Here is a 21,071-nt window from a genome sequence, read left to right on the forward strand (position 1 = left end):
AATAAACTCTTCTATATTTACCTCGAATTACACGTAAAAAAATAACCTTGTAATTCACACTCATGCATGAAAAAGGAGGTAAAGCAGAAAATTCTACACAACAGAGTATGCTATGAATCATTTAAAAAATTTATAAAATGAAAAGAATTAAAATTTTATTACAAGTATTTTTAGTAACACTTTTGGTGTTAAGTTGTACTAAGAATGAAGAACAACTAAATGAGAATCAAACTCTAAACATTTCTTCTGTAAATATTGCCTTATTAGGAAAAACTAGCACTAACTTACTCAACAAGTACTATAATAAAAGTAGCTCTAAAAACACTGATGAAGTAAGTTTTAGTGATGAAGATAAAATAATTATGGGAAGTTTTATTGAAGAAAAGCTAACTTTAATCGAATCGAATGATTATGATGTCAGATTTTTGGATAATAATTTCTCTCTTGAAGCTAATCAATTTCTTGCAGAATTAATGGTTTCAGTTGATGAATTAAAAAGTATAAATGATTTTAAATTAAAAATATCAAGTCTAGTAGAAAAAGTAGATAATTCATCAATTAATGATTTTGAAAAAAAAGCAATAATTGGAACAATCGAAGTTACAAAAAATTCAACCATAATTCACGCTCCTATCGAGTTAGGAGGAGAAGGCTTAACAACTCTAAATCCTGATTTAGCGGCCAAAAAATGGAGCTGGAGGAGAGCTGCAAAAGGTGCTGCTGCAGGTTCAATGACATTCTTTTTAGGTATTGGTTTAGCTGTTGTTGCTCCACCAGTTGGTTTGGCTGTTTTAAGTGGTTGGGCTTGGTCTGCAGCTGCTGGAGCTGTAGTAAGAGGTAGTGGTATTATAAATGACTTATAATAAGGAATTAACAATGGTTATTAAAAAAAAGCAAGTCTATTTTTTCTTAGGAAGTATCTTTTTAATTTATTTTATTTTATTTGATGAATGTGAACATACTACCTTTTCGAACAAAATTTTTATAATTAATATACTAAAATCTATTCTATTATCATTCATTATAAGTTTAATTCTTCATTTTTATCAAGGCAAAAGGGATTGATTTTAATCAAAAACAAGGAGGTTAAAATTAACCTCCTTGTTTTTTCAACAAAAAGCTTGCCTTTTTAATATATATATTTGCCGCCATTATCTTTACAATAAAGATAAAAATTGCATGCAAAAAGAAGGTAAAGCAGAAAATCCTACACAACAGAGTATGCTATGAATCATTTAAAAAATTTATAAAATGAAAAGAATTAAAATTTTATTACAAGTATTTTTAGTAACACTTTTGGTGTTAAGTTGTACTAAGAATGAGGAAACTGTTGATTTAAATGAAAATAAATTAACACCAGAACAAATTGGAAAAATCCATAATATGGCTATGGATAACTTCAAGAACAACTTTAATAATCAAAATAATTTAGAAAGTAAAGAATTAATTGACGAAATAATAAAGTTCAACAATTCTTTTATTATATGTTTCAATTAGTTGTCATTCCGACCGAAGCGGAGGAATCACATTATTTAATTGTTCTCTTCCAAAACACCATATCTCTAGATAACAAATTACTTCTTCGTCAACATTCGTTTAATTTCATTGAGCTTCATCAATGCTTCTATTGGTGTCAACGTATCAATATTTGTTGTCAAAATTTCCTCTCGAATGTCTTCTAACAACGGATCGTCTAACTGAAAAAAGCTCATTTGCATATCTTGATGCTGTGCTTCTTTCAAGGTTTCTTTTACCTCTTGATGCTTGTGACTTTCCTCTAACTCTTTTAGTATTTTCTGCGCTCTGTGAATTACCATATTCGGCATACCCGCCAACTTCGCTACATGAATACCAAAACTGTGGTCACTTCCTCCTTTTACCAACTTACGCAAGAAAATAATGCTGTGATCTAATTCTTTAACTGATACATTAAAATTCTTGATACGCTCAAAGGTCGTAGTCATTTCATTCAATTCGTGATAGTGCGTCGCAAACAACGTTTTTGCTTTTGACGGATGCTCATGCAAATATTCAGCAATTGCCCAAGCAATCGAAATTCCATCATAGGTTGAAGTTCCTCGTCCAATTTCATCTAACAATACCAAACTACGATCGGAAATATTATTTAAGATGGATGCAGTTTCATTCATTTCAACCATAAAGGTCGATTCTCCCATCGAAATATTATCGCTAGCTCCTACTCTAGTAAAAATCTTATCTACAATTCCTATTCGAGCATTTTGTGCGGGTACATAACTTCCCATTTGTGCCAGTAACACAATCAATGCGGTTTGACGTAAAATCGCTGATTTACCCGACATATTCGGACCTGTAATCATTATAATTTGTTGCTGATTACAATTCAACACAACATCGTTAGCAATATATTCTTCACCAATGGGTAATTGTTTTTCTATAACTGGATGACGTCCATTTTTAATTTCAATATCGGTGCTTTCATCCAACATCGGACGCACGTAGTTATTCTCCATTGCCAAGGTTGCAAACGATAACAATGCATCTATCTTTGCAATACTCTGTGCATTTTGTTGTACAGGTTGCACAAAACCAATAATATACTGTACTAATTTGGCAAAAATCTCCGTTTCTAACTGCTGAATTTTCTCCTCTGCTCCTAAAATTTTTGCTTCGTATTCTTTTAACTCCTCCGTAATATAGCGCTCTGCATTCACCAAGGTTTGTTTACGAATCCACTCTTCTGGAACTTTATCTTTATGTGTGTTTCTAACTTCAATATAATACCCGAATACGTTGTTAAAGGCAATTTTTAAACTCGGAATTCCTGTTCGTTCTGTTTCACGAGTCAACATACTATCTAAATACTCTTTTCCTGAGTTTGAAATATTTCGTAGTTCATCCAACTCTTCTGAAACTCCGTTTGCAATAGCATTTCCTTTATTAATGTTTACAGGAGCTTCTTCTAAAACAGTCTCGGTAATTTTATCAATTAATTCATCACAAGTATTAATTTTTTCTCCTAATAACCTAACGGCAGCGTTTTCGCTGCTTTCTGCGGATTCTTTTATCGGAAGAATCGCTTTCAACGAGTTTTTTAACAAGACAACTTCTCTTGGAGACACTTTGCCTGTTGCAACTTTCGATATCAATCGTTCGATATCAGAAATTTGTTTTAATTGATACGTTACTGTTTCAGAAAAGGCATCGTTATCAATTAAAAACTTCACTAATTCGTGTCGCTGCTGAATTTGGGCTAAATCTTTTAACGGAAGCGCTAACCAACGTTTTAATAAACGTCCTCCCATCGGAGAAATTGTTTTATCGATTACATCTAGTAACGAAACCGAATTCACAGAATTACCTCCATATAACTCTAAGTTTTTTACGGTAAAGCGATCCATCCACACATAATTATCTTCCGCAATTCTACTGATAGATTGTATGTGTTCTATTTTGTTGTGTTGTGTTTCCGATAAGTAATACATCGCAGCACCACCGGCTACAATTCCATATTCCAGCTCCTGAACTCCAAACCCTTTTAGGTTTTTTACTTTAAAATGATTTCGGAGTAATTCATCTCCATAATCTTTTTGAAACACCCAATCCTCCAAATAAAAGGTATGAAAACGATTGGTAAAAACTTCTAAAAAGCGTTGCTTATTCTTTTTTTCAACCAATACCTCACTTGGTGTAAAGTTTTGCAAGAGTTTATCGATATATTCTTCATTTCCTTGGGCAATGAGAAATTCTCCTGTAGAAACATCTAAAAAAGAAACGCCTAGTAATTTCTTTCCAAAATGAACTGCGGCTAAAAAGTTGTTCGATTTCGATTGTAATACCTCATCATTCAAAGCAACCCCTGGTGTTACCAACTCCGTAACTCCTCTTTTTACAATCGTTTTGGTCATTTTCGGATCTTCCAACTGATCACAAATTGCCACACGTAACCCAGATTTTACTAGCTTGGGTAAATACGTATTTAAAGAGTGGTGTGGAAAACCTGCCAAGGCAGTTTCACTTTCACTTCCGCTTCCTCTTTTGGTTAAAATAATTCCTAAAACTTCGGATGCTTTTACCGCATCTTCTCCAAAGGTTTCATAAAAATCGCCCACTCTAAAGAGCAACATTGCATCAGGATATTTTGCCTTGATTCCGTTATACTGTTGCATTAATGGAGTTACCTTTTTTGCCTTTGTTTTTGCCAAGTTTGTGGATTTTTTAGGTTAGTTTTGCGAAGATATAAAAGTTTAGAGTTTCTTTCGTTTCAAGTTATCCACAACTTTAAACTTTTGAACCTGAAAACCAATTTATGAGGAAATTAAAAAACAGCGAACTCGGTAGAAAAACAGTTGAGGAATTTAAACAAACCAACAAAACTCCCATTATTGTAGTGTTGGACAATATTCGTAGTTTGAATAATGTAGGTTCTGTTTTTAGAACTTCGGATGCTTTTTTAATTGAAAAAATTTACTTGTGTGGTATTACAGCAACGCCGCCTAATAAAGAAATTCACAAAACTGCTTTAGGTGCTACCAAATCGGTAGATTGGGAATATATTGAAAACACCATGGATTTGGTTGAAAAGCTACAAACAGACAATGTAAAAGTACTCTCTATTGAACAAGCTGAAAACAGTACGATGCTAGATACTTTTACTCCTGAAACTAACCAAAAATACGCAGTAGTATTTGGTAACGAAGTTAAAGGTGTACAGCAAGCCGTGGTTTCTGCTTCTGATATGTGTATTGAAATACCGCAGTTAGGTACCAAACACTCTTTAAACATCTCCGTAAGTTGTGGTGTGGTTTTATGGGATCTGTTTACGAAAATGCGTTAAATCTTATGTTTTTTTTAGTTAAAAAGTATACTTTAGTACGCAATTGCACACAAATATTTTTTTAACTTAAGAAAACCCGTATAATATGGAAAACAAAAACTTACAAAAAACAGCTATGAATTTAAGCCCTGATACGGTGGAAGATCCGAAAACAGGAGGAGGGAACCAAGGAGGATCTACCGGTGGCGGTGGAACTGGTTCAGGAGATGGGGATACCAAGAAGAACTAAAAATACTAAAAACCACCTAATCTGGTGATTTTTCTTATCATTAAAATGAGAACATTTTTCCTTATACTTTCCTTTTATTATAGTATTTCTATTTTTTCACAAAAAACTGAAAAACACTCTCTTAAACAAAAAAAAGAAGAAATTTTTAAGGCAAGTAAAGAAGCATACCTTTCAAAAGACACTCTTACTTTAAACGAAAAAAATAAGCAATTATTAAATTTCTTCGATAAATACAAAGATTCCTCTTTATTAGCAAAATACTACCATAACAAGGCTTTACTTCATAAAATAAACTACTCTCCTGATAGCTCTTTTTATTATTATAATCAATCAAAAAATATCTCTAAAGATTTAAAAGACTCTATTGAAGTTGGTAAACGTTTACTAAGTATTGCTGTACTTCAAAGGGGTATTAAAGATTTTTTAGGAAGCCAAATTAGCTCAATAAATGCTTTACAGAATTTAGAAACTACAAAGTCTACAAAATATTTAGGAACTGTATATAACAACCTAGGAATTATTGGAGAAGAGCTTAATCAAGTAGATGAAGCCCTTTCTTATTATCAAATAGCGATTAAATTTAGTTTAGAAAACAAAAATGATTTAGAATACCTTTATATAATAAACAACATAGGTGTTTTGTATCAAAAAAAGAACCAACATGCTAAAGCTATTCCTTACTTTCAAAAAGGATTGTCTTTTGATAAAATAGAACAGAAATACCCAACTCAACATGCTTTTTTATTGGAAAACTTAGCTTTTAGCAATTACTCATTAGGGAAAAAAGAAGGTGTACTTCAGCAATACAATGAAGTACTTAGCGTTAGAAGAAGATTAAAAGAGTTTGATAATATTGCTGTTACGCATATAAATATCTCTAATTATTATAAAGACCTTAACCAACCCCAAAAAGCCCTTTTTCATTCAAACGAAGCACTAAAATATGCCAAACAAACTCATAACAATAAAAAATGGCTAGAAGCTTTAAAAAACTTAGCTAACTTAACCAAAGGAGAAGAATCAAAACAATATTTATTTGAATATATCACCTTAAACGATAGTCTCTTTCAAAATGAACGTCGTTTAAAAAATCAGTTTGCTAAAATTAGGTATGAAACCGATAAAAAAGAAAAAGAAAATGTTGTTTTAAAAACAGAAAACCAACAAAAGCAAGCAGAAATTACTTATCAAAAACAACAAAAAACCATTGGTTGGCTGGTTGCTTTAAGTGGCCTTTTATTTTCTGGTTTTAGTGTGTTGTTTTACTTTCAACGTAAACGAAAAATACTGTATCAAGCGCAATTACAAAAAGTAGAAGCAAGAGAACACGAACGTCAACAAATTGCTAAATCTTTGCATGACGAAGTAGCTGGGGATTTACGTTTACTACATCAAAAGTTAGAAAAATCAAACCTATTAGAAGAAGCTGTAAAGCTAAATTCAGTAAAAGAGAACGTTCGTAATTTGTCGCATCAATTAAGTAGTATCAGCTTTGATAAAGTGTCTTTTAAAGATCAAATTATCAATTTAGTAAGCGATTATTTTGAGTTAGATTTTAAAATAAAAGTCTACGGTATTCGAGATTATGATTGGACTTCCATAGACAATTCTATAAAACGATTACTCTATTTAAGCACTCGTGAAAGCATACAAAACTGTAAAAAATATGCTAAGGCAAGTACTATAACTATCGATTTCTCAGTACACAAAAAATATGTACATTTGAATATTACTGATAACGGTGTTGGTTTTAATACCGAAGTCAGTAAAAAAGGGATTGGTTTACAAAACCTACAAGACCGCGTTGAAGAGTTAAACGGAACGTTAACCATAACTAGTGAAGTAGGTAAAGGAACCCAAACCCATATTCAAATCCCCTTCCATGTCTAAGAAAACGAAAATTCTTTTAGTTGACGACCATCAATTAATTATTGAAGGTATTCTTTCTTGTTTAAAGAATATAGATGGTCTAGAAATTGAAACAGCTAATTCTTGTGATGAAGCTTTTTCAAAAATAAAATCGAACTTACAAACGAGTCCTTTTCATCTTATTTTTACCGATTTAAGTTTCGACAATCAGAGTCAAAACAACACTTTTATTGATGGTGAAGCGTTGATAAAAGCAATTCAAGAAAAAGAAATTCCTATCAAGATTGGTGTAATAACAGGACACTCTGAAACAAACAGAGTTTTTAATATAATTAAAAACTTAAATCCTTTAGCCTATATTTTAAAAGGAAATTGTAGTGTCGATGAACTAACGTTTGCAATTCAAAAAATGCTTAAAGATGAGGTGTATTATACACATGAAATACACCAAAAACTCTTAAAAAGAGCCTTAATTGAAATCCAAATGGACGATGTTGCTATTCAAATTTTAAAAGAACTTCCTAAGCATCCTAAAATTTCAAACTTAGAAGGGCTTATAAAAAAGAACGATGGTTCGTTACTTAAAGTTAGATCTATAGAAAGCAAACTTTCAAAATTAAGAACTGATTTACAAGCAAATAACAATACAGACTTAGTTCTTAAAGCCAAAGAACTTGGGATTATAGATTAATTTTTGCGGAAAAACACATTTCTTTTTACGGTTTTCCCCTTTTGTTACCTAAAAGGAACCTATATTTTCGCAGGGAAATTCAAAACTTGCTGGGAGAATTTTGAAAAAGAAAAACGTAAAAGCTTTTAGTTGCCTAGAGGCTTTTTTTATTTTAACTAACCGATTTGCATAAATCTGCATTATTTTTTGCGGAAATCCCTTTTTTTTAAACAAATGATCTTTTTAATTTCGTGACATCTTTTTCCAAAATTGCATGGAAAAAAGACATTTAAGGGGAAAACTAACCTTCTAGAAAATCTAGGAGGTTTTTTTTGTTACTATAGGTAAAATTGTAAATTAGGCATTTAATCATTTTACGTTTAAATGACCCACAAATATATTATTGCTTTAGATCAAGGAACCACAAGTTGTCGTACCGTAATTATTAATAATGAAGAAAAAATTGTTGCTAAAGTTCAACAAGAATTTCAACAATTATTCCCTCAATCAGGTTGGGTAGAACACGATGCTGCCGAAATCTTACAAACACAACTTTACACCCTACAAAAAGCTATTCAACAAGCTAAAATTTCGCCTTCTGAAATTGCAGGGATCGGAATTACAAACCAAAGAGAAACTACCGTGGTTTGGAATAAAAACACAGGAAAACCTATTTATAATGCCATTGTTTGGCAAGATAAACGTACTGCTGATATTTGTGAACAATTAAAAGAAACGGGACTAGAAAACTATGTTAGAAAGACAACCGGATTAGTTATTGATAGTTATTTTTCTGCCACTAAAATTAACTGGATTTTAACTCATGTTGAAGGAGCTCAAAAAGAAGCAGAAAAAGGAAATTTACTCTTCGGAACAATTGACACCTGGTTACTATGGAATTTAACCAATGGCAAAGTACATGCTACCGATTACAGTAATGCTTCTCGTACTATGCTGTACGATATTAAAAACCTTTGTTGGGATAAAACACTTGTAAACGAATTGAACATTCCTTTTTCTATGTTACCTGAAGTAAAACCTTCTTCTTTTCACTTCGGAAATTATGAGTTGGACGGAATTCAAATTCCGATTGCGGGTATTGCTGGAGATCAGCAATCTGCGTTATTTGGACAAGCTTGTTTTAAGAAAGGAGAAGCTAAAAACACCTACGGAACTGGTTGCTTTATGTTAATGAATACAGGTGAAAATCTAGAATATTCTGAAAATGGTTTAATTTCTACCATTGCTTGGGGAATTAACGATAAAGTGTATTACGCGCTCGAAGGAAGTGTGTTTGTAGCTGGTTCTGCTATTCAGTGGTTACGCGACGGTTTACAAATAATAAACAGTGCGGAAGAAAGCGAGTTGTTTGCTGAACAAGTTACTGATGAAAATCCTGTATATGTAGTTCCTGCTTTTGCTGGTTTGGGTGCTCCATACTGGGATATGTATGCTAGAGGAGCTGTTTTTGGATTAACTCGTGATACTGGAAAAAACCATTTAATTAAAGCCACACTGCAATCTTTAGCCTTTCAAACCAAAGATATTTTAGATGTGATGCAAAAAGACAGCCTTTTACCGCTCTCATCTTTAAAAGTTGATGGCGGTGCTTGCGCTAATAATTTATTAATGCAGTTTCAGGCAGATATTTTAAATGTGACCGTAGAACGTCCTGAAGAAATAGAAACAACAGTGATGGGAGCTGCTTATTTAGCAGGAATCTGTGTGGGTTTATGGAAACAAGACGACATTATAAATAGAAGAAAAATAAATCAACAATTTATACCTTCATTTACTAAAGAAAAAAGAGAACGATTGTACAAAAAATGGCAAAAAGCTGTTGAACGCACCAAAGATTGGGTTGACTAAAAAGTAATTCAATCTTTTAAAAAACTATGATGAATATAAAAAAATTACTTTCTGTACAACGTATTACCTTCTTCTTAATACTCTCTTTTATACTTATCGCATTTGTGCCTTTTATACACTTCATAGATTATGATGCGAAAGATGATCGTTTTGGTTTATGGCCTTTAATTGCTATAGCAATTATTTTAATCGGTTTGTTCATTTTACTTATCGATTATATTCTATTTAAAATTATTAAGGATAAAGTCTTATTAAATCTCATTGAAGTAATATTGTTACTTATAATACTCTCTTTCATATGGTCTAATTAAGTAAGGTTAATTAAGTTTTATCTTACTGTAGTCTTACCGTTTATTTTCAAAATCCTGATAAATATCATGTTTTAATTTCGCTTTTCCCTATATTTTTGAGAAAACAAAGAACAAGGAAAAAAATGACACAATTACTAAATATTCCATTAGTATCTTGGACAAACGGAACCATTATGATGATAATTTTCGGATTTGTTTGTGTAGGATTGGTTGCCGCTCTTTTAATTCTAATTAACAGTGGCAAGAAAAAAGACAGTTAAATTATTTGTAACAAATAATACTATAAAATAATTGCGTTGAAAAAGACGAAGGTCTTTTAAAAACCCGTAAAGTGGGTAAACTTTAGTTTTAATAGTTGATTGAAGAAGCACTCTATAATAATGTGTTAGTGGTTTAACGTTTGAGTGCTTCTTCTTCTTTTTTTATTTAAAAGCATTTAATCCGGTAATATCTAATCCAGTAATTAATAAATGTATATCGTGAGTTCCTTCGTAGGTAATTACACTTTCTAAATTCATTGAGTGTCTCATTATTGAATATTCTCCTGTAATTCCCATACCTCCTAACATTTGACGCGCTTCTCTAGCAATATTAATAGCCATATCCACATTATTACGCTTCGCCATAGATATTTGTGCTGAGGTAGCTTTCCCTTCGTTACGAAGCACACCTAGCCTCCAAGCTAATAATTGCGCTTTCGTTATTTCAGTAATCATTTCTGCCAACTTCTTTTGTTGCAGTTGAAATTGTGCAATAGGCTTACCAAACTGAGTACGTTCTTTCGTATAACGTAACGCTGTATCGTAACAATCCATCGCAGCACCAATAGCACCCCAAGCAATTCCGTAACGAGCAGAATCTAAACATCCTAACGGAGCTCCTAAACCAGATTTGTTTGACAACAAGTTTTCTTTAGGAACTTTTACGTTATCAAAAATTAGCTCTCCAGTAGCAGAAGCTCTTAACGACCATTTGTTATGTGTTTCTGGTGTTGAAAACCCTTCCATACCACGCTCTACAATTAGTCCATGAATACGTCCTTCTTCATTTTTAGCCCATACCACAGCTACTTGTGCAAAAGGTGCATTAGAAATCCACATTTTTGCTCCGTTCAATAAATAATGGTCTCCCATATCTTTGAACTTAGTTTCCATTCCTCCCGGATTACTTCCATGGTTTGGTTCTGTTAAACCAAAACACCCCATCCATTCTCCAGATGCTAATTTTGGCAAGTACTTTTTACGTTGCTCTTCATTTCCGTATTTATAAATTGGATACATTACCAATGAAGATTGAACAGAGGCAGTAGATCGCACTCCAGAATCTCCTCTTTCAATTTCTTGCATAATTAAACCATATGAAATTTGATCTAATCCTGCTCCTCCATACTCTTCAGGAATATACGGTCCAAATGCCCCAATTTCTGCTAACCCTCCAATTATTTGCTTAGGAAACTCTGCTCGTTGTGCGTATTCTTCAATAATAGGAGAAACTTCACGTTTTACCCATTCTCTAGAAGCGTCTCTGACAAGCTTATGTTCTTCAGTTAATAAATCATCAATGTTATAATAATCTGGAGCTTGAAATAAATCCATAGTTAGTCGAGTTTTAGAATTCTTTCAAATGTAATTAAAAAAATGATTTTTTTCTAGGGTTTCCGTATGTTTGTACCGATGAGATTTACTTTAGGAAAAGAGGAACGGTTAAAGAGTAAAAAGCTGATAGGTAGGCTTTACGAAGAAGGAAAAATAATTAAAGTTTTTCCGCTTCGAATGGTGTATATACAAGCCGAACACACCTCTAAATTTCCTGCACAAGTAGGGGTTTCTGTTCCGAAACGGAATTTTAAAAAAGCAGTAGACAGAAACCGGATTAAACGTTTATTACGAGAAACTTACCGGAAAGAAAAACATACAATTTATGAGGCTGTAGATAAACAATATGTGTTTATGATTTCTTATCTTGCAAGAGATGAATGGAAATATGCTGATATTGAGCATAAAATGAAGAAATTATTAACACAGTTTATTACAGAAATTACTCAAGATGAAAAATAGAACAGTACTTATTTTAGGTTCCCTCATTATCATCTCTCTTTTCTTTTCTTTTCAGTCTCGTTTTTTTGAGATCGCTAAACAAATTGAAATTTACAACAACCTTTTTAAGGAATTAAACATCAATTATATTGATGAGATTAATCCTGGTGATCTTACTGATAAAGCAATAAAAAATACGCTTCAAAACTTAGATCCTTACACAAACTTCTTTAACGAACAAGATGTTGAAGATGCTCGTATTAGTCGTGAAGGTGAATATGGTGGTTTAGGTATTTCTTCTTTTACTATAAACAAAGGAATTGTTATTTCTGAAGTATACAAAGGCTTTTCTGCCGATAAAGCAGGATTAAAAGTAGGTGATATTATTACCACTGTAAACGATGTGGAGTTGTCTAGAACAGAAAGAAGCCAATTTTCACAAATGTTGAAAGGAGTTCCTGGTAAAAAACTTTCTTTAAGAGTAAATAGAAACGGAGCAACAAAAAACATATCAGTAGAACTTGATAAAGTTATTTTAAATCCCGTTCCTTTTTACGACATGATTGATGCTGAAACCGGATACATTGTTTTAACACGATTTATAAGTCAAAAAGCTACCGAAGGTGTTGTAAATGCTTTTGCTGACCTTAAAAAAAGAGGAATGACAAAACTTGTGTTTGATTTACGATACAATCCTGGTGGATCATTATATGATGCTGTTAATATTACAAACCTATTTATACCTAAAGGATTAAAAGTTGTAGACACACGTGGTAAAAGTCAAAAAAATAGTAGAACTTATAAAACTAACAAAGATCCGCTAGATGCCAATATTCCTATTGTAGTGTTGATAAATGGTCGTTCAGCCTCAGCTTCAGAAATTGTTTCAGGAGCTTTACAAGATTATGACCGAGCAGTAATTATGGGAGAACGTTCTTTTGGAAAAGGCTTAGTTCAGCGTTACTTTAATTTAAGTTACGGAACCCAAATGAAAATTACTATTTCTAAATACTACACTCCTAGTGGGCGTTGTATTCAAGAATTAGATTACGCCAATAGAGACCCTAAAACAGGAAAAGTGCCTAAGTTTTCAGATACTACTCTTAATGAATTTACTACTAAAAATGGAAGAATAGTATTCGATGGTGGTGGTGTAACGCCAGATATTGTTAGTGACTTTTCTAAAAAAACAGAAGAAACTGATGAATTACTTAAATCAAGAGCCATCTTTAATTTTGTAACCGATTTCACTTATCAAAATCCTAATTTATCTGCCGAAAACTACACGTTTACACCTAAGGATTTTAATAGCTTTAAAGAATATTTACTTCGTAAGGACACCGCTTTTGTTTCTAACGAAGAAAGGTTATTTCAGTCTGCATACAAGTCGGTAAAAAACAATAAAATTATTACTCCAGAATATACTACAATCATTCAACAACTAAAAGCTATAAAGGTTGCAAAGATTGTAGAAAATCAAGATTTGCTTTCAAAGGAAATTGAAAATGAAATAGTTGAGCGTTATACCTACAAAGAAGGAATGTATAAACATTTATTTAAAAATGATATCACTATTAAAAATGCTGTTACGCTGTTAAACGATACCAAAAAGTATAACAGTATTTTAGAGAAATAGCTTCCAGAATATAATTTGTATATTTGCACTTTAAAAACATATGTCAAAACCTATCCAAAAAGAACGTACAAGAGCACACGAATCTACAAGCGCTATTGAGCGTTTATACATCTCAATGCGACACCTCTTTAGTCGTGGTTTTTATAAACCGATGGGAGTTTCAGGTGAAACTTTACGTAAATCACTTTTATCATTACGCCCAGAAATTTATGGGTCGATTGCTGAAGACAAAACCGAATTAAACGGATTGGTATACGTTATTGAACGTTTACCTGAAGGAATTGAAGAATGTCAATTTATTTACTTAACCGCCGACGAAGGGTATCGAAATTCTAAATTCAAAGCGATTGTACCTCCTAAAAGAAGGAGAAACTGCTATCGTATTGATAAAAACCAAATGAATATCGAAATTACTCGTGGTCGTTCAGAAATTTATGATATTCTAACACACTTGACATTTTTATTTATTGAATCTCATAAAATAAAAGATCGTGTTGTAATTAACAACGGAGAAAGCTTCATTCGCGAATGGTTACTCTTAGAAGATATAGTACTACATAACAAAACTCTTACTGATGAAGAAAAAGATGTAATTGTAGTACATCTTGGTAACATTTTAGGAAGAACCTACGACGAAATTTACGACGCATACAACACCTTTTCTACAGAAGAAAACCCGAATAGATTTTTCCATTTAATTTATTGGTTAGGTAAGCTAGCTATTAACGAATCTTTATACGATCAAAAACGCTCTATAAAATTCAGCTCAGTGTTAACTGAAGAAATCGGTCATCATTATTACGGTGAATTATGGGCGAATAGCATCAAAAAAGTCTTGTTAGATAACGGATTGATAGAACGTCCTATCCATATCATCAGTGCAAACATGCACAGTGTAATGAATAGTATTTATGGTAAAAACGCATTGCCTAAAGAAGCTAAAAAACACAAAGATTTTCAGTTATTCGAATTGTTAAGTAACTCTAACAGTAGTGCTTTACAATCTGCTGTGAAAAATTATGCTTCGGAAAACGGGTTGATTTATATCAAAGATACTTCAGGAACCAATATCAATGTACAAGTTATCGACACTGATAAAATTGATTTTGACACCAACTCTTTTAACAAAGTAAATTCAGTTGGAGAAAAACCTGTAATTATCGTAATGGATTATGCCTTTGGTGAGCAAGCTTTTGAAACCATGGATGAATTGTTAAAACCTTATAAAACCGGAGGTAAAACAATCCATTTAGATGTTCAATCGGTTTCTATTATGGGGAAAGCTGGTATTTTAGAAGGTGGAAAAGGAGATATTATGATTCCTTCTTCACATATTTTTGAAGGAACTGCTGATAATTACCCGTTTAAAAACGAACTATCAAAAGAAGATTTAGAAGGTTTTGGTGTTCAAGTTTTTGATGGAGCTATGATTACCGTACTTGGAACATCTCTTCAAAACAAAGACTTATTAAAATTCTTCCACGATTCTACTTGGAATGTAATCGGGTTAGAAATGGAAGGTGCTCATTATCAAAAAGCGATTCAATCAGCTTCAAAAATTAGAGGAAATATTTCAGAAAATGTAAAAGTGCGCTACGCATATTATGCATCTGATAATCCGTTAGAAACTGGTGCAACACTGGCTTCTGGTGGACTTGGAATGAGCGGAGTAACACCAACTTACGCCATTACACAAAAAATACTTGAGCAAATATTCTAGTCATAGAACGACTATCAAAAATATAAAAAGGCTTCTTTTAGTTTAAAAAGAGGTCTTTTTTACTTTTTATGCAATTTTAAAGACAGGTTTTGCTCATAGCCTTTTTTCTTATTTTATATTTGCACTCACAATACAACAACACACACAATGAATATTCTAATTTTAGGATCGGGCGGTAGAGAACACGCCTTTGCTAAAAAACTTTCAGAAAGTACAAAAATCAACAACCTTTTTGTAGCTCCTGGTAACGCAGGAACTGATGCAATTGCTAAAAATATAGCTATCAATCCAACTGATTTTGCTCAGGTAAAGGAAACTGTTTTACAACACGATATCAATATGGTAGTTGTAGGTCCTGAAGCTCCTTTAGTTGAAGGAGTTCACGACTTTTTCTTAGCTGATGAAGAGTTAAAAAACATTCCTGTAATCGGACCTAAAAAAGATGGTGCCTTATTAGAAGGAAGTAAAGATTTTTCGAAGCAATTTATGGAAAAACACAACATTCCTACAGCTCGTTACGAATCTTTTACTACTGATACTTTAGCTGAAGGAAAAAAGTTCTTAGAAACATTAGATGCTCCGTATGTGTTAAAAGCTGACGGATTAGCTGCTGGAAAAGGAGTTTTAATCTTAAACGATTTAGAAGAAGCCAAAGCTGAATTAGAAGAAATGCTTTCCAATCAAAAATTTGGAAGCGCTTCATCAACTGTAGTTATTGAAGAGTTTTTAAAAGGAATAGAATTATCTGTTTTTGTTTTAACTGACGGAAAAAATTATAAAATTTTACCTTCTGCTAAAGATTACAAACGTATTGGAGAAGGCGATACAGGGCTAAATACAGGCGGTATGGGCGCTATTTCTCCTGTTCCTTTTGCAACGGATGATTTTTTAACGAAAGTGGAAGAATTAATCGTTAAACCAACAATTGAAGGTTTTCAAAAAGACGGAATTGATTACAGAGGATTTATTTTTATCGGATTGATGAACGATAACGGAAATCCTTCTGTGGTTGAATACAATGTTCGTATGGGAGATCCTGAAACAGAAGTGGTATTACCTCGTATTCAAACAGATTTAGTCGATTTATTTGAAGGAGTTGCAACGCAAACTTTAGGAGAAAAGTCATACGAAGTTACTCCACAAACTGCAACTACAGTAATGTTAGTTTCGGGTGGATATCCTGAAACTTATGAAAAAGGGAAAGAAATTACAGGTTTTAATACCGTAGATGATTCTATCGTTTTTCATGCTGGAACTACTTTAAAAGACGGTAAAGTTGTTACGAGCGGTGGGCGTGTGATGGCAATTACTTCTTTTGGAAACTCAATTGAAGAAGCTCTAGAAAAATCGTATAAAAGCATCGACAAAATAACTTTTGATAAAATGAACTATCGAAGAGATATCGGATTCGATTTAAAATAATAGTAATAAAAAAAGGAGTTGATAATCAACTCCTTTTTTTATTTCATTGCCTTTTCTAAGGTAAACGAAAACTCAGATCCTTCTCCATATTTACTTTTTAGAAGAATGGTTTCGTTATGGGCTTCAATAATATGTTTTACGATAGAAAGCCCTAATCCAGAACCTCCTTGCTCACGTGATCTACTTTGATCTACACGATAAAAACGTTCAAACAAACGAGAAAGATGTTCTTGTTTAATTCCTTCCCCATTATCGTTTATTTTAATGATAAGTTTATTCTGATTATATGGTTCAACACTCACTGTAGTAATACCACCTACTCTACCATATTTTATTGAGTTTACCACTAAATTGATTAATACTTGTTCAATTCGTTCAACATCTCCTTTTACTAAGTGAGGAAAATCGTACACGCGATCGAAACGCAGTGTAATGTTTCTCTTTTTAGCTTTCATTTCAAACAAATCAAACACATTTTGAATCAACTCAATAATGTTGAATGTTTGTATATTCATTTTCATTCCCTCTGTTTCTAACTTAGCAATCATATCTAAGTCTTTTACAATAGAGGTTAATCGCTCTACACCCTTATTAGCTCTATCTAAATATTTAGCAAGAATTTCTTTATCATCTGCAGCACCTTCCAATAGCGTTAAAATATATCCCTGCACCGTAAATAATGGTGTTTTTAACTCGTGGGCTACGTTTCCTAAGAAATCTCGACGAAAAGAATCTCGCTGCGTTAAATGGGCTATTTCTTCACTTTTCCCTTCAACGTATTCTTGTACACTTTTAGTAAGCTCTTCAACGTCGGTCGTTACTTTCTTTCTTTTTAAATCGTTGATATCTAAAATAGAAATATCTTCATACATCTTTCTTACTCGTTGGTAAATAAAATGTTCTGCTCGATATTGTATGACAAAAAACGACACAATAAACATGGCGATACCAAAAACGATAACTGCACCAATTCCTAAAATATTAACTAAAAACAGGTATGATAATACTGCTATTATCAACGATAATAACGTAGAATAGAATGCCGACCAAAGGGCGTATCTGTATGTTTTTTTTATTTTTACCATAGATAAAAAAATAGATTGCTAGCTAGCAATCTACTTATTATTTTTTGAGTTCAAAAATTATTTGTCTACTTCGTCTAGCACAAACTTATAGCCTACCCCTTTAACCGTTTTAAAATAGTTATCTCCTATTTTTTCGCGTAGTTTACGAATATGCACATCAATAGTTCTACCACCTACTACAACTTCATTCCCCCAAACGCTATCTAAAATTACTTCTCTTTTAAATACTTTTCCTGGTTTTGAAGTTAGTAAAGAAAATAGTTCAAACTCTTTTCTTGGCAACACTATTTTTTCATCTCCTTTAAAAACAACATACTCATCTCGGTTGATGATGATATCTCCAATTTTCGTGGTTGTATCAGCTTTTTCTTCTGTTTTTAAACGACGTAGCAATGATTTTACCTTGCTAATTAACACTTTTGGTTTAACAGGCTTTGTAATATAATCATCAGCTCCCGCATCAAAACCAGCTACTTGCGAGTAATCTTCACCTCTAGCAGTTAAAAAAGAAATTAAAACATCTTCTAAAGATTTTATATTTCTAATTTTTTCACAAGCTTCGATACCATCCATTTCTGGCATCATGATATCTAGTAAAATTAAATGTGGAGTTACTTTTTTGGCTGTTTTTACAGCTTCTGCCCCATTATTGGCAGTAAAAACCTGATATCCTTCTGATTTTAAATTGTAACCTACAATTTCTAAAATATCTGGTTCATCATCTACTAGTAGAATTTTAATATCGCTAGTATTCATAGTTCATTTATAATTGATATCCAAAAGTAATCATAAAATAATAAACGCTTGATACACACGCTTAACTTAACGTTCATTTAATATTTAATAAACTTTTACTTAAAAAAACACCTCGTAAAGCACAAAAATTTCCATTTTTTCAATGTTTTTGTATCTTTATAAAAAGAAATTCTATGAAAATTATTCCGTCTCTTGATGAGATTCTATCAAAAGCTAAAAATACATTTAACCGCTTTCCTATAACACATGCTTGGGTAGTTATTGGTACATTTTTTACTTTATTTACTATTGAAGCAGACACTTTTGATCGTACTGCTAATGGTAAAATTATTTTAACTTTTGTTTTAGGGGTAAGCTGGTTAATCGCTACTCGTTTTTTTCTAGAACAATTCAAAAAGAAAAATTATTGGGTATTTTTAATTACTCTTGGCTTCTTAATAGGTTTTTATTTTAGTATCGATATAGATACATATCGGATAGATAAAACTTCAATCATACGATTCTTTCTTTATTTTATAGCAGGTCATTTGTTTGTGATGATTGCTCCTTTTATTACAAAATGGAATAAATCGGCGTATTTTAATTATTTAAAAGCTGTTTTTATATCTATTGTTAGAAGCCTGTTCTTTTCACTAATTCTTTATTTAGGAGTTGTATTAGCTTTGCTTGCTGTTAAACATTTGTTCAATATTGATGTTAAGGGTGACCGTTTTTTACAAGTCTTTGTAATCTGTATAGGTATTGTAAACACATGGATTTACCTTTCTGATTTTCCAAAGAATATTCACAATCAACTTGCTATTAACTACACCAAGGCTTTAGAGGTTCTAGTAAAGTATATTTTAATTCCGTTAGTCATTTTATACCTCATCATTTTATATGCATACAGTTTAAAAATTGTGATTAATTGGAATTTACCTAAAGGATGGGTTTCGTATTTAGTAATTGCTTTGTCTTTTTTAGGTTTTATTGTTCAAACACTGATCAATCCTATTCAAAAAACAATTAACTCACGTGCTATTAGAAGATTTCACCCTTGGTTTTATTACTTGTTGTTACCTTTATTAGGATTACTTTTTGTGGCTATTTTTAGACGTGTTAATGAATACGGAATTACCGAAAATCGCTATTTCGTACTTGTTCTTGCTTTCTGGATTTTAGCCATGACATTGTACATGATTTTTAGCAAACAACAAAGAATTAAAATATTTCCACTAAGTCTAGCAATTATAACCTTGCTTATTTCCTTCGGGTTTTGGGGTGCTTTTTCTATATCTACTAAAAGTCAAGTTCAGCAATTTGAAAAAGTGTACACCGATATTAAAAACACTGATTTTTCAACCACTTTTGAAAAGAAGAATCAACTCCGTTCTATTATTCGTTACCTAAATAAAAAAGACGAGCTAGAGAAAGTTACAGCAACCATAGGTTACAACCCTAAAACCGTATTTAAAACTGAAAGTCATTGGCAACTACAAGAAAAATTAATGGATACTCTAAATATCAAAGCAACAGATCGTCCTGAAAAATTATACGGAGCCTATTATTATAATTTGGATGATTTTAATATAACGTTAGATCTTAAAAACTATGATTTTTTAAAACGTTTATACATCAACCTTCACGAAAATAAAAACTCTATAAATCAGTACCAATTTACTTTAACTGAAAGAAGTAATATTCTAAAAATTTCTACAGGAGAAGATTTAATAGGTGAAATCGACTGTACTGAAATGATTAAAAATCTTAAAAATCAAGAGCTCAATTATAATTTACCCCTTGATTTAATGACTATTGAACAGCATTTTGAAATGTTGAATGTAAAACTTGTTTTTCAAAGTATTAATTTATCAAAAATTGATGATAATGCCTTAGAAGAATATTTGTCTAACGCTACTATTTATGTTTTAATTAAAGAAAAAGATGCTGAATAAACTCAACTTACAAAACATTTTGTTTTTAGATATTGAAACCGTTCCAGAAGTAGAATTATTTACCGATTTATCTCCTGAAATGCAAGAGTTGTATGCGTTAAAAACGCAGTATCAACGAAAAGATGAATTTACTCCTGAAGAGTTTTACCACCGAGCAGGTATATGGGCAGAATTTGGAAAAATCATCTGTATTTCTGTTGGCTATTTTGTAGAACGAAAAGGCGTAAATCAACTACGAGTTACTTCATTTTATGGCGATAATGAGCATAAACTTTTACTAGATTTTAAAAACCTGTTAGATACGCATTTCAATCACCCAAATCACTTATTATGTGCTCATAATGGAAAAGAGTTTGATTTTCCGTACATCGCACGACGTATGATTATCAATGAAATTGAACTACCTAACAAACTCAATTTATTTGGTAAAAAACCATGGGAAGTTCCGCATTTAGACACCATGGATTTATGGAAATTTGGAGATTATAAACACTATACTTCTTTAAAATTACTCACTGCTATTTTAGGGGTTCCATCACCCAAACAAGATATTGATGGAAGCGAAGTTGCTAATGTTTATTACCAAGAGAAAAACTTATCAAGAATTGTTGAATATTGCGAGCGCGATACCGTAGCAGTAGCTCAATTACTTTTACGTTTTTTAAACAAGCCTTTGGTTGACGAAATTGATATTATCAACGTTTAATAGAAGAACAAT

Annotated in this window: 18 protein-coding genes; 14 read left to right on the forward strand and 4 right to left on the reverse strand. The window is 32.1% G+C overall.

Annotated features, from left to right (window positions below; translation table 11 throughout):
• Positions 1-137: 137 nt before the first annotated feature.
• Both AC3VI6_RS05370 and AC3VI6_RS05375 read left to right on the forward strand, forming a co-directional pair.
• Positions 138-863 carry a hypothetical protein gene (locus AC3VI6_RS05370; protein ID WP_497705425.1) on the forward strand — a complete coding sequence of 242 codons (726 nt, stop codon included), beginning with the start codon at positions 138-140 and terminating at the stop codon, positions 861-863.
• A 388-nt stretch (positions 864-1,251) separates the two neighbouring features.
• Positions 1,252-1,497, forward strand: a complete 246-nt coding sequence (locus tag AC3VI6_RS05375; protein ID WP_299004901.1) for a hypothetical protein — start codon at positions 1,252-1,254, stop codon at positions 1,495-1,497.
• 77 nt (positions 1,498-1,574) lie between these two features.
• Here AC3VI6_RS05375 and mutS read toward each other — a convergent pair whose 3' ends face one another.
• Entirely contained in the window at positions 1,575-4,184 is a 2,610-nt protein-coding gene (gene mutS / locus AC3VI6_RS05380; RefSeq protein ID WP_497705426.1) for a DNA mismatch repair protein MutS, read from the reverse strand.
• A gap of 104 nt (positions 4,185-4,288) precedes the next feature.
• On the opposite strand from mutS, the gene AC3VI6_RS05385 reads away from it, so the two are divergent.
• The 6 genes from AC3VI6_RS05385 to AC3VI6_RS05410 all read left to right on the forward strand — a co-directional run bounded on the left by AC3VI6_RS05385 (position 4,289) and on the right by AC3VI6_RS05410 (position 10,024).
• Positions 4,289-4,816: an RNA methyltransferase gene (locus AC3VI6_RS05385; RefSeq protein ID WP_497705427.1), complete on the forward strand. Its 528-nt coding sequence runs from the start codon at positions 4,289-4,291 to the stop codon at positions 4,814-4,816.
• Between the two features lie 85 nt (positions 4,817-4,901).
• The gene (locus tag AC3VI6_RS05390) at positions 4,902-5,045 is read left to right on the forward strand and encodes a hypothetical protein (RefSeq protein WP_497705428.1); all 144 of its coding nucleotides are present in this window, start codon (positions 4,902-4,904) and stop codon (positions 5,043-5,045) included.
• A gap of 45 nt (positions 5,046-5,090) precedes the next feature.
• A complete protein-coding gene (locus AC3VI6_RS05395; RefSeq protein ID WP_497705429.1) occupies positions 5,091-6,935 on the forward strand; it encodes a tetratricopeptide repeat-containing sensor histidine kinase in 1,845 nt (614 codons plus the stop codon).
• Positions 6,928-7,605 carry a response regulator transcription factor gene (locus tag AC3VI6_RS05400; RefSeq protein ID WP_299031901.1) on the forward strand — a complete coding sequence of 226 codons (678 nt, stop codon included), beginning with the start codon at positions 6,928-6,930 and terminating at the stop codon, positions 7,603-7,605. The genes AC3VI6_RS05395 and AC3VI6_RS05400 overlap by 8 nt, the downstream gene beginning before the upstream one ends.
• Before the next feature lie 363 nt (positions 7,606-7,968).
• Complete coding sequence (gene glpK, locus AC3VI6_RS05405; RefSeq protein WP_497705430.1) at positions 7,969-9,453, forward strand: glycerol kinase GlpK; 1,485 nt, start codon at positions 7,969-7,971, stop codon at positions 9,451-9,453.
• A gap of 433 nt (positions 9,454-9,886) precedes the next feature.
• Positions 9,887-10,024, forward strand: coding sequence for a hypothetical protein (locus AC3VI6_RS05410; RefSeq protein ID WP_274635109.1), 138 nt, complete (start codon positions 9,887-9,889; stop codon positions 10,022-10,024).
• Positions 10,025-10,186: 162 nt separating this feature from the next.
• Here AC3VI6_RS05410 and AC3VI6_RS05415 read toward each other — a convergent pair whose 3' ends face one another.
• Entirely contained in the window at positions 10,187-11,359 is a 1,173-nt protein-coding gene (locus AC3VI6_RS05415; protein WP_497705431.1) for an acyl-CoA dehydrogenase family protein, read from the reverse strand.
• Between the two features lie 78 nt (positions 11,360-11,437).
• On the opposite strand from AC3VI6_RS05415, the gene rnpA reads away from it, so the two are divergent.
• From rnpA to purD, 4 genes are all read left to right on the forward strand, one after another.
• Positions 11,438-11,821 carry a ribonuclease P protein component gene (gene rnpA, locus AC3VI6_RS05420; protein WP_274635111.1) on the forward strand — a complete coding sequence of 128 codons (384 nt, stop codon included), beginning with the start codon at positions 11,438-11,440 and terminating at the stop codon, positions 11,819-11,821.
• The gene (locus AC3VI6_RS05425) at positions 11,811-13,436 is read left to right on the forward strand and encodes a S41 family peptidase (RefSeq protein WP_497705432.1); all 1,626 of its coding nucleotides are present in this window, start codon (positions 11,811-11,813) and stop codon (positions 13,434-13,436) included. Before rnpA ends, AC3VI6_RS05425 begins: the two co-directional genes overlap by 11 nt.
• A gap of 40 nt (positions 13,437-13,476) precedes the next feature.
• Positions 13,477-15,156 (forward strand): DUF6909 family protein, encoded by a 1,680-nt coding sequence (locus AC3VI6_RS05430; protein ID WP_497705433.1) that lies wholly within the window; start codon positions 13,477-13,479, stop codon positions 15,154-15,156.
• A 147-nt stretch (positions 15,157-15,303) separates the two neighbouring features.
• Positions 15,304-16,578: a phosphoribosylamine--glycine ligase gene (gene purD, locus AC3VI6_RS05435; protein ID WP_497705434.1), complete on the forward strand. Its 1,275-nt coding sequence runs from the start codon at positions 15,304-15,306 to the stop codon at positions 16,576-16,578.
• 38 nt (positions 16,579-16,616) lie between these two features.
• Here the strand turns inward: purD and AC3VI6_RS05440 are convergent, their stop codons facing one another.
• Together AC3VI6_RS05440 and AC3VI6_RS05445 are read right to left on the reverse strand one after the other, a co-directional pair.
• Positions 16,617-17,663 carry a sensor histidine kinase gene (locus AC3VI6_RS05440; protein WP_274635307.1) on the reverse strand — a complete coding sequence of 349 codons (1,047 nt, stop codon included), beginning with the start codon at positions 17,661-17,663 and terminating at the stop codon, positions 16,617-16,619.
• Positions 17,664-17,720: 57 nt separating this feature from the next.
• Positions 17,721-18,419 (reverse strand): response regulator transcription factor, encoded by a 699-nt coding sequence (locus AC3VI6_RS05445; protein WP_497705435.1) that lies wholly within the window; start codon positions 18,417-18,419, stop codon positions 17,721-17,723.
• A gap of 173 nt (positions 18,420-18,592) precedes the next feature.
• Here AC3VI6_RS05445 and AC3VI6_RS05450 point away from each other — a divergent pair, with 173 nt between their 5' ends.
• Positions 18,593-20,353 carry a DUF4153 domain-containing protein gene (locus AC3VI6_RS05450; protein ID WP_497705436.1) on the forward strand — a complete coding sequence of 587 codons (1,761 nt, stop codon included), beginning with the start codon at positions 18,593-18,595 and terminating at the stop codon, positions 20,351-20,353.
• Positions 20,343-21,059, forward strand: a complete 717-nt coding sequence (locus AC3VI6_RS05455; protein WP_274635304.1) for a 3'-5' exonuclease — start codon at positions 20,343-20,345, stop codon at positions 21,057-21,059. The genes AC3VI6_RS05450 and AC3VI6_RS05455 overlap by 11 nt, the downstream gene beginning before the upstream one ends.
• Positions 21,060-21,071 lie beyond the last annotated feature (12 nt).

It is taken from the genome of Tenacibaculum sp. TB-56, from assembly GCF_059716275.2.

Coding starts and splice junctions, on each gene's coding strand:
- AC3VI6_RS05415 (WP_497705431.1), bottom strand. CDS start 11,359: ATGGATTTATTTCAAGCTCCAGATTATTATAACATTGATGATTTATTA.
- AC3VI6_RS05430 (WP_497705433.1), top strand. CDS start 13,477: ATGTCAAAACCTATCCAAAAAGAACGTACAAGAGCACACGAATCTACA.
- AC3VI6_RS05375 (WP_299004901.1), top strand. CDS start 1,252: ATGAAAAGAATTAAAATTTTATTACAAGTATTTTTAGTAACACTTTTG.
- AC3VI6_RS05390 (WP_497705428.1), top strand. CDS start 4,902: ATGGAAAACAAAAACTTACAAAAAACAGCTATGAATTTAAGCCCTGAT.
- AC3VI6_RS05455 (WP_274635304.1), top strand. CDS start 20,343: ATGCTGAATAAACTCAACTTACAAAACATTTTGTTTTTAGATATTGAA.
- AC3VI6_RS05385 (WP_497705427.1), top strand. CDS start 4,289: ATGAGGAAATTAAAAAACAGCGAACTCGGTAGAAAAACAGTTGAGGAA.
- purD (WP_497705434.1), top strand. CDS start 15,304: ATGAATATTCTAATTTTAGGATCGGGCGGTAGAGAACACGCCTTTGCT.
- AC3VI6_RS05425 (WP_497705432.1), top strand. CDS start 11,811: ATGAAAAATAGAACAGTACTTATTTTAGGTTCCCTCATTATCATCTCT.
- AC3VI6_RS05410 (WP_274635109.1), top strand. CDS start 9,887: ATGACACAATTACTAAATATTCCATTAGTATCTTGGACAAACGGAACC.
- AC3VI6_RS05370 (WP_497705425.1), top strand. CDS start 138: ATGAAAAGAATTAAAATTTTATTACAAGTATTTTTAGTAACACTTTTG.
- AC3VI6_RS05450 (WP_497705436.1), top strand. CDS start 18,593: ATGAAAATTATTCCGTCTCTTGATGAGATTCTATCAAAAGCTAAAAAT.
- AC3VI6_RS05395 (WP_497705429.1), top strand. CDS start 5,091: ATGAGAACATTTTTCCTTATACTTTCCTTTTATTATAGTATTTCTATT.
- glpK (WP_497705430.1), top strand. CDS start 7,969: ATGACCCACAAATATATTATTGCTTTAGATCAAGGAACCACAAGTTGT.
- rnpA (WP_274635111.1), top strand. CDS start 11,438: ATGAGATTTACTTTAGGAAAAGAGGAACGGTTAAAGAGTAAAAAGCTG.
- AC3VI6_RS05440 (WP_274635307.1), bottom strand. CDS start 17,663: ATGGTAAAAATAAAAAAAACATACAGATACGCCCTTTGGTCGGCATTC.
- AC3VI6_RS05445 (WP_497705435.1), bottom strand. CDS start 18,419: ATGAATACTAGCGATATTAAAATTCTACTAGTAGATGATGAACCAGAT.
- AC3VI6_RS05400 (WP_299031901.1), top strand. CDS start 6,928: ATGTCTAAGAAAACGAAAATTCTTTTAGTTGACGACCATCAATTAATT.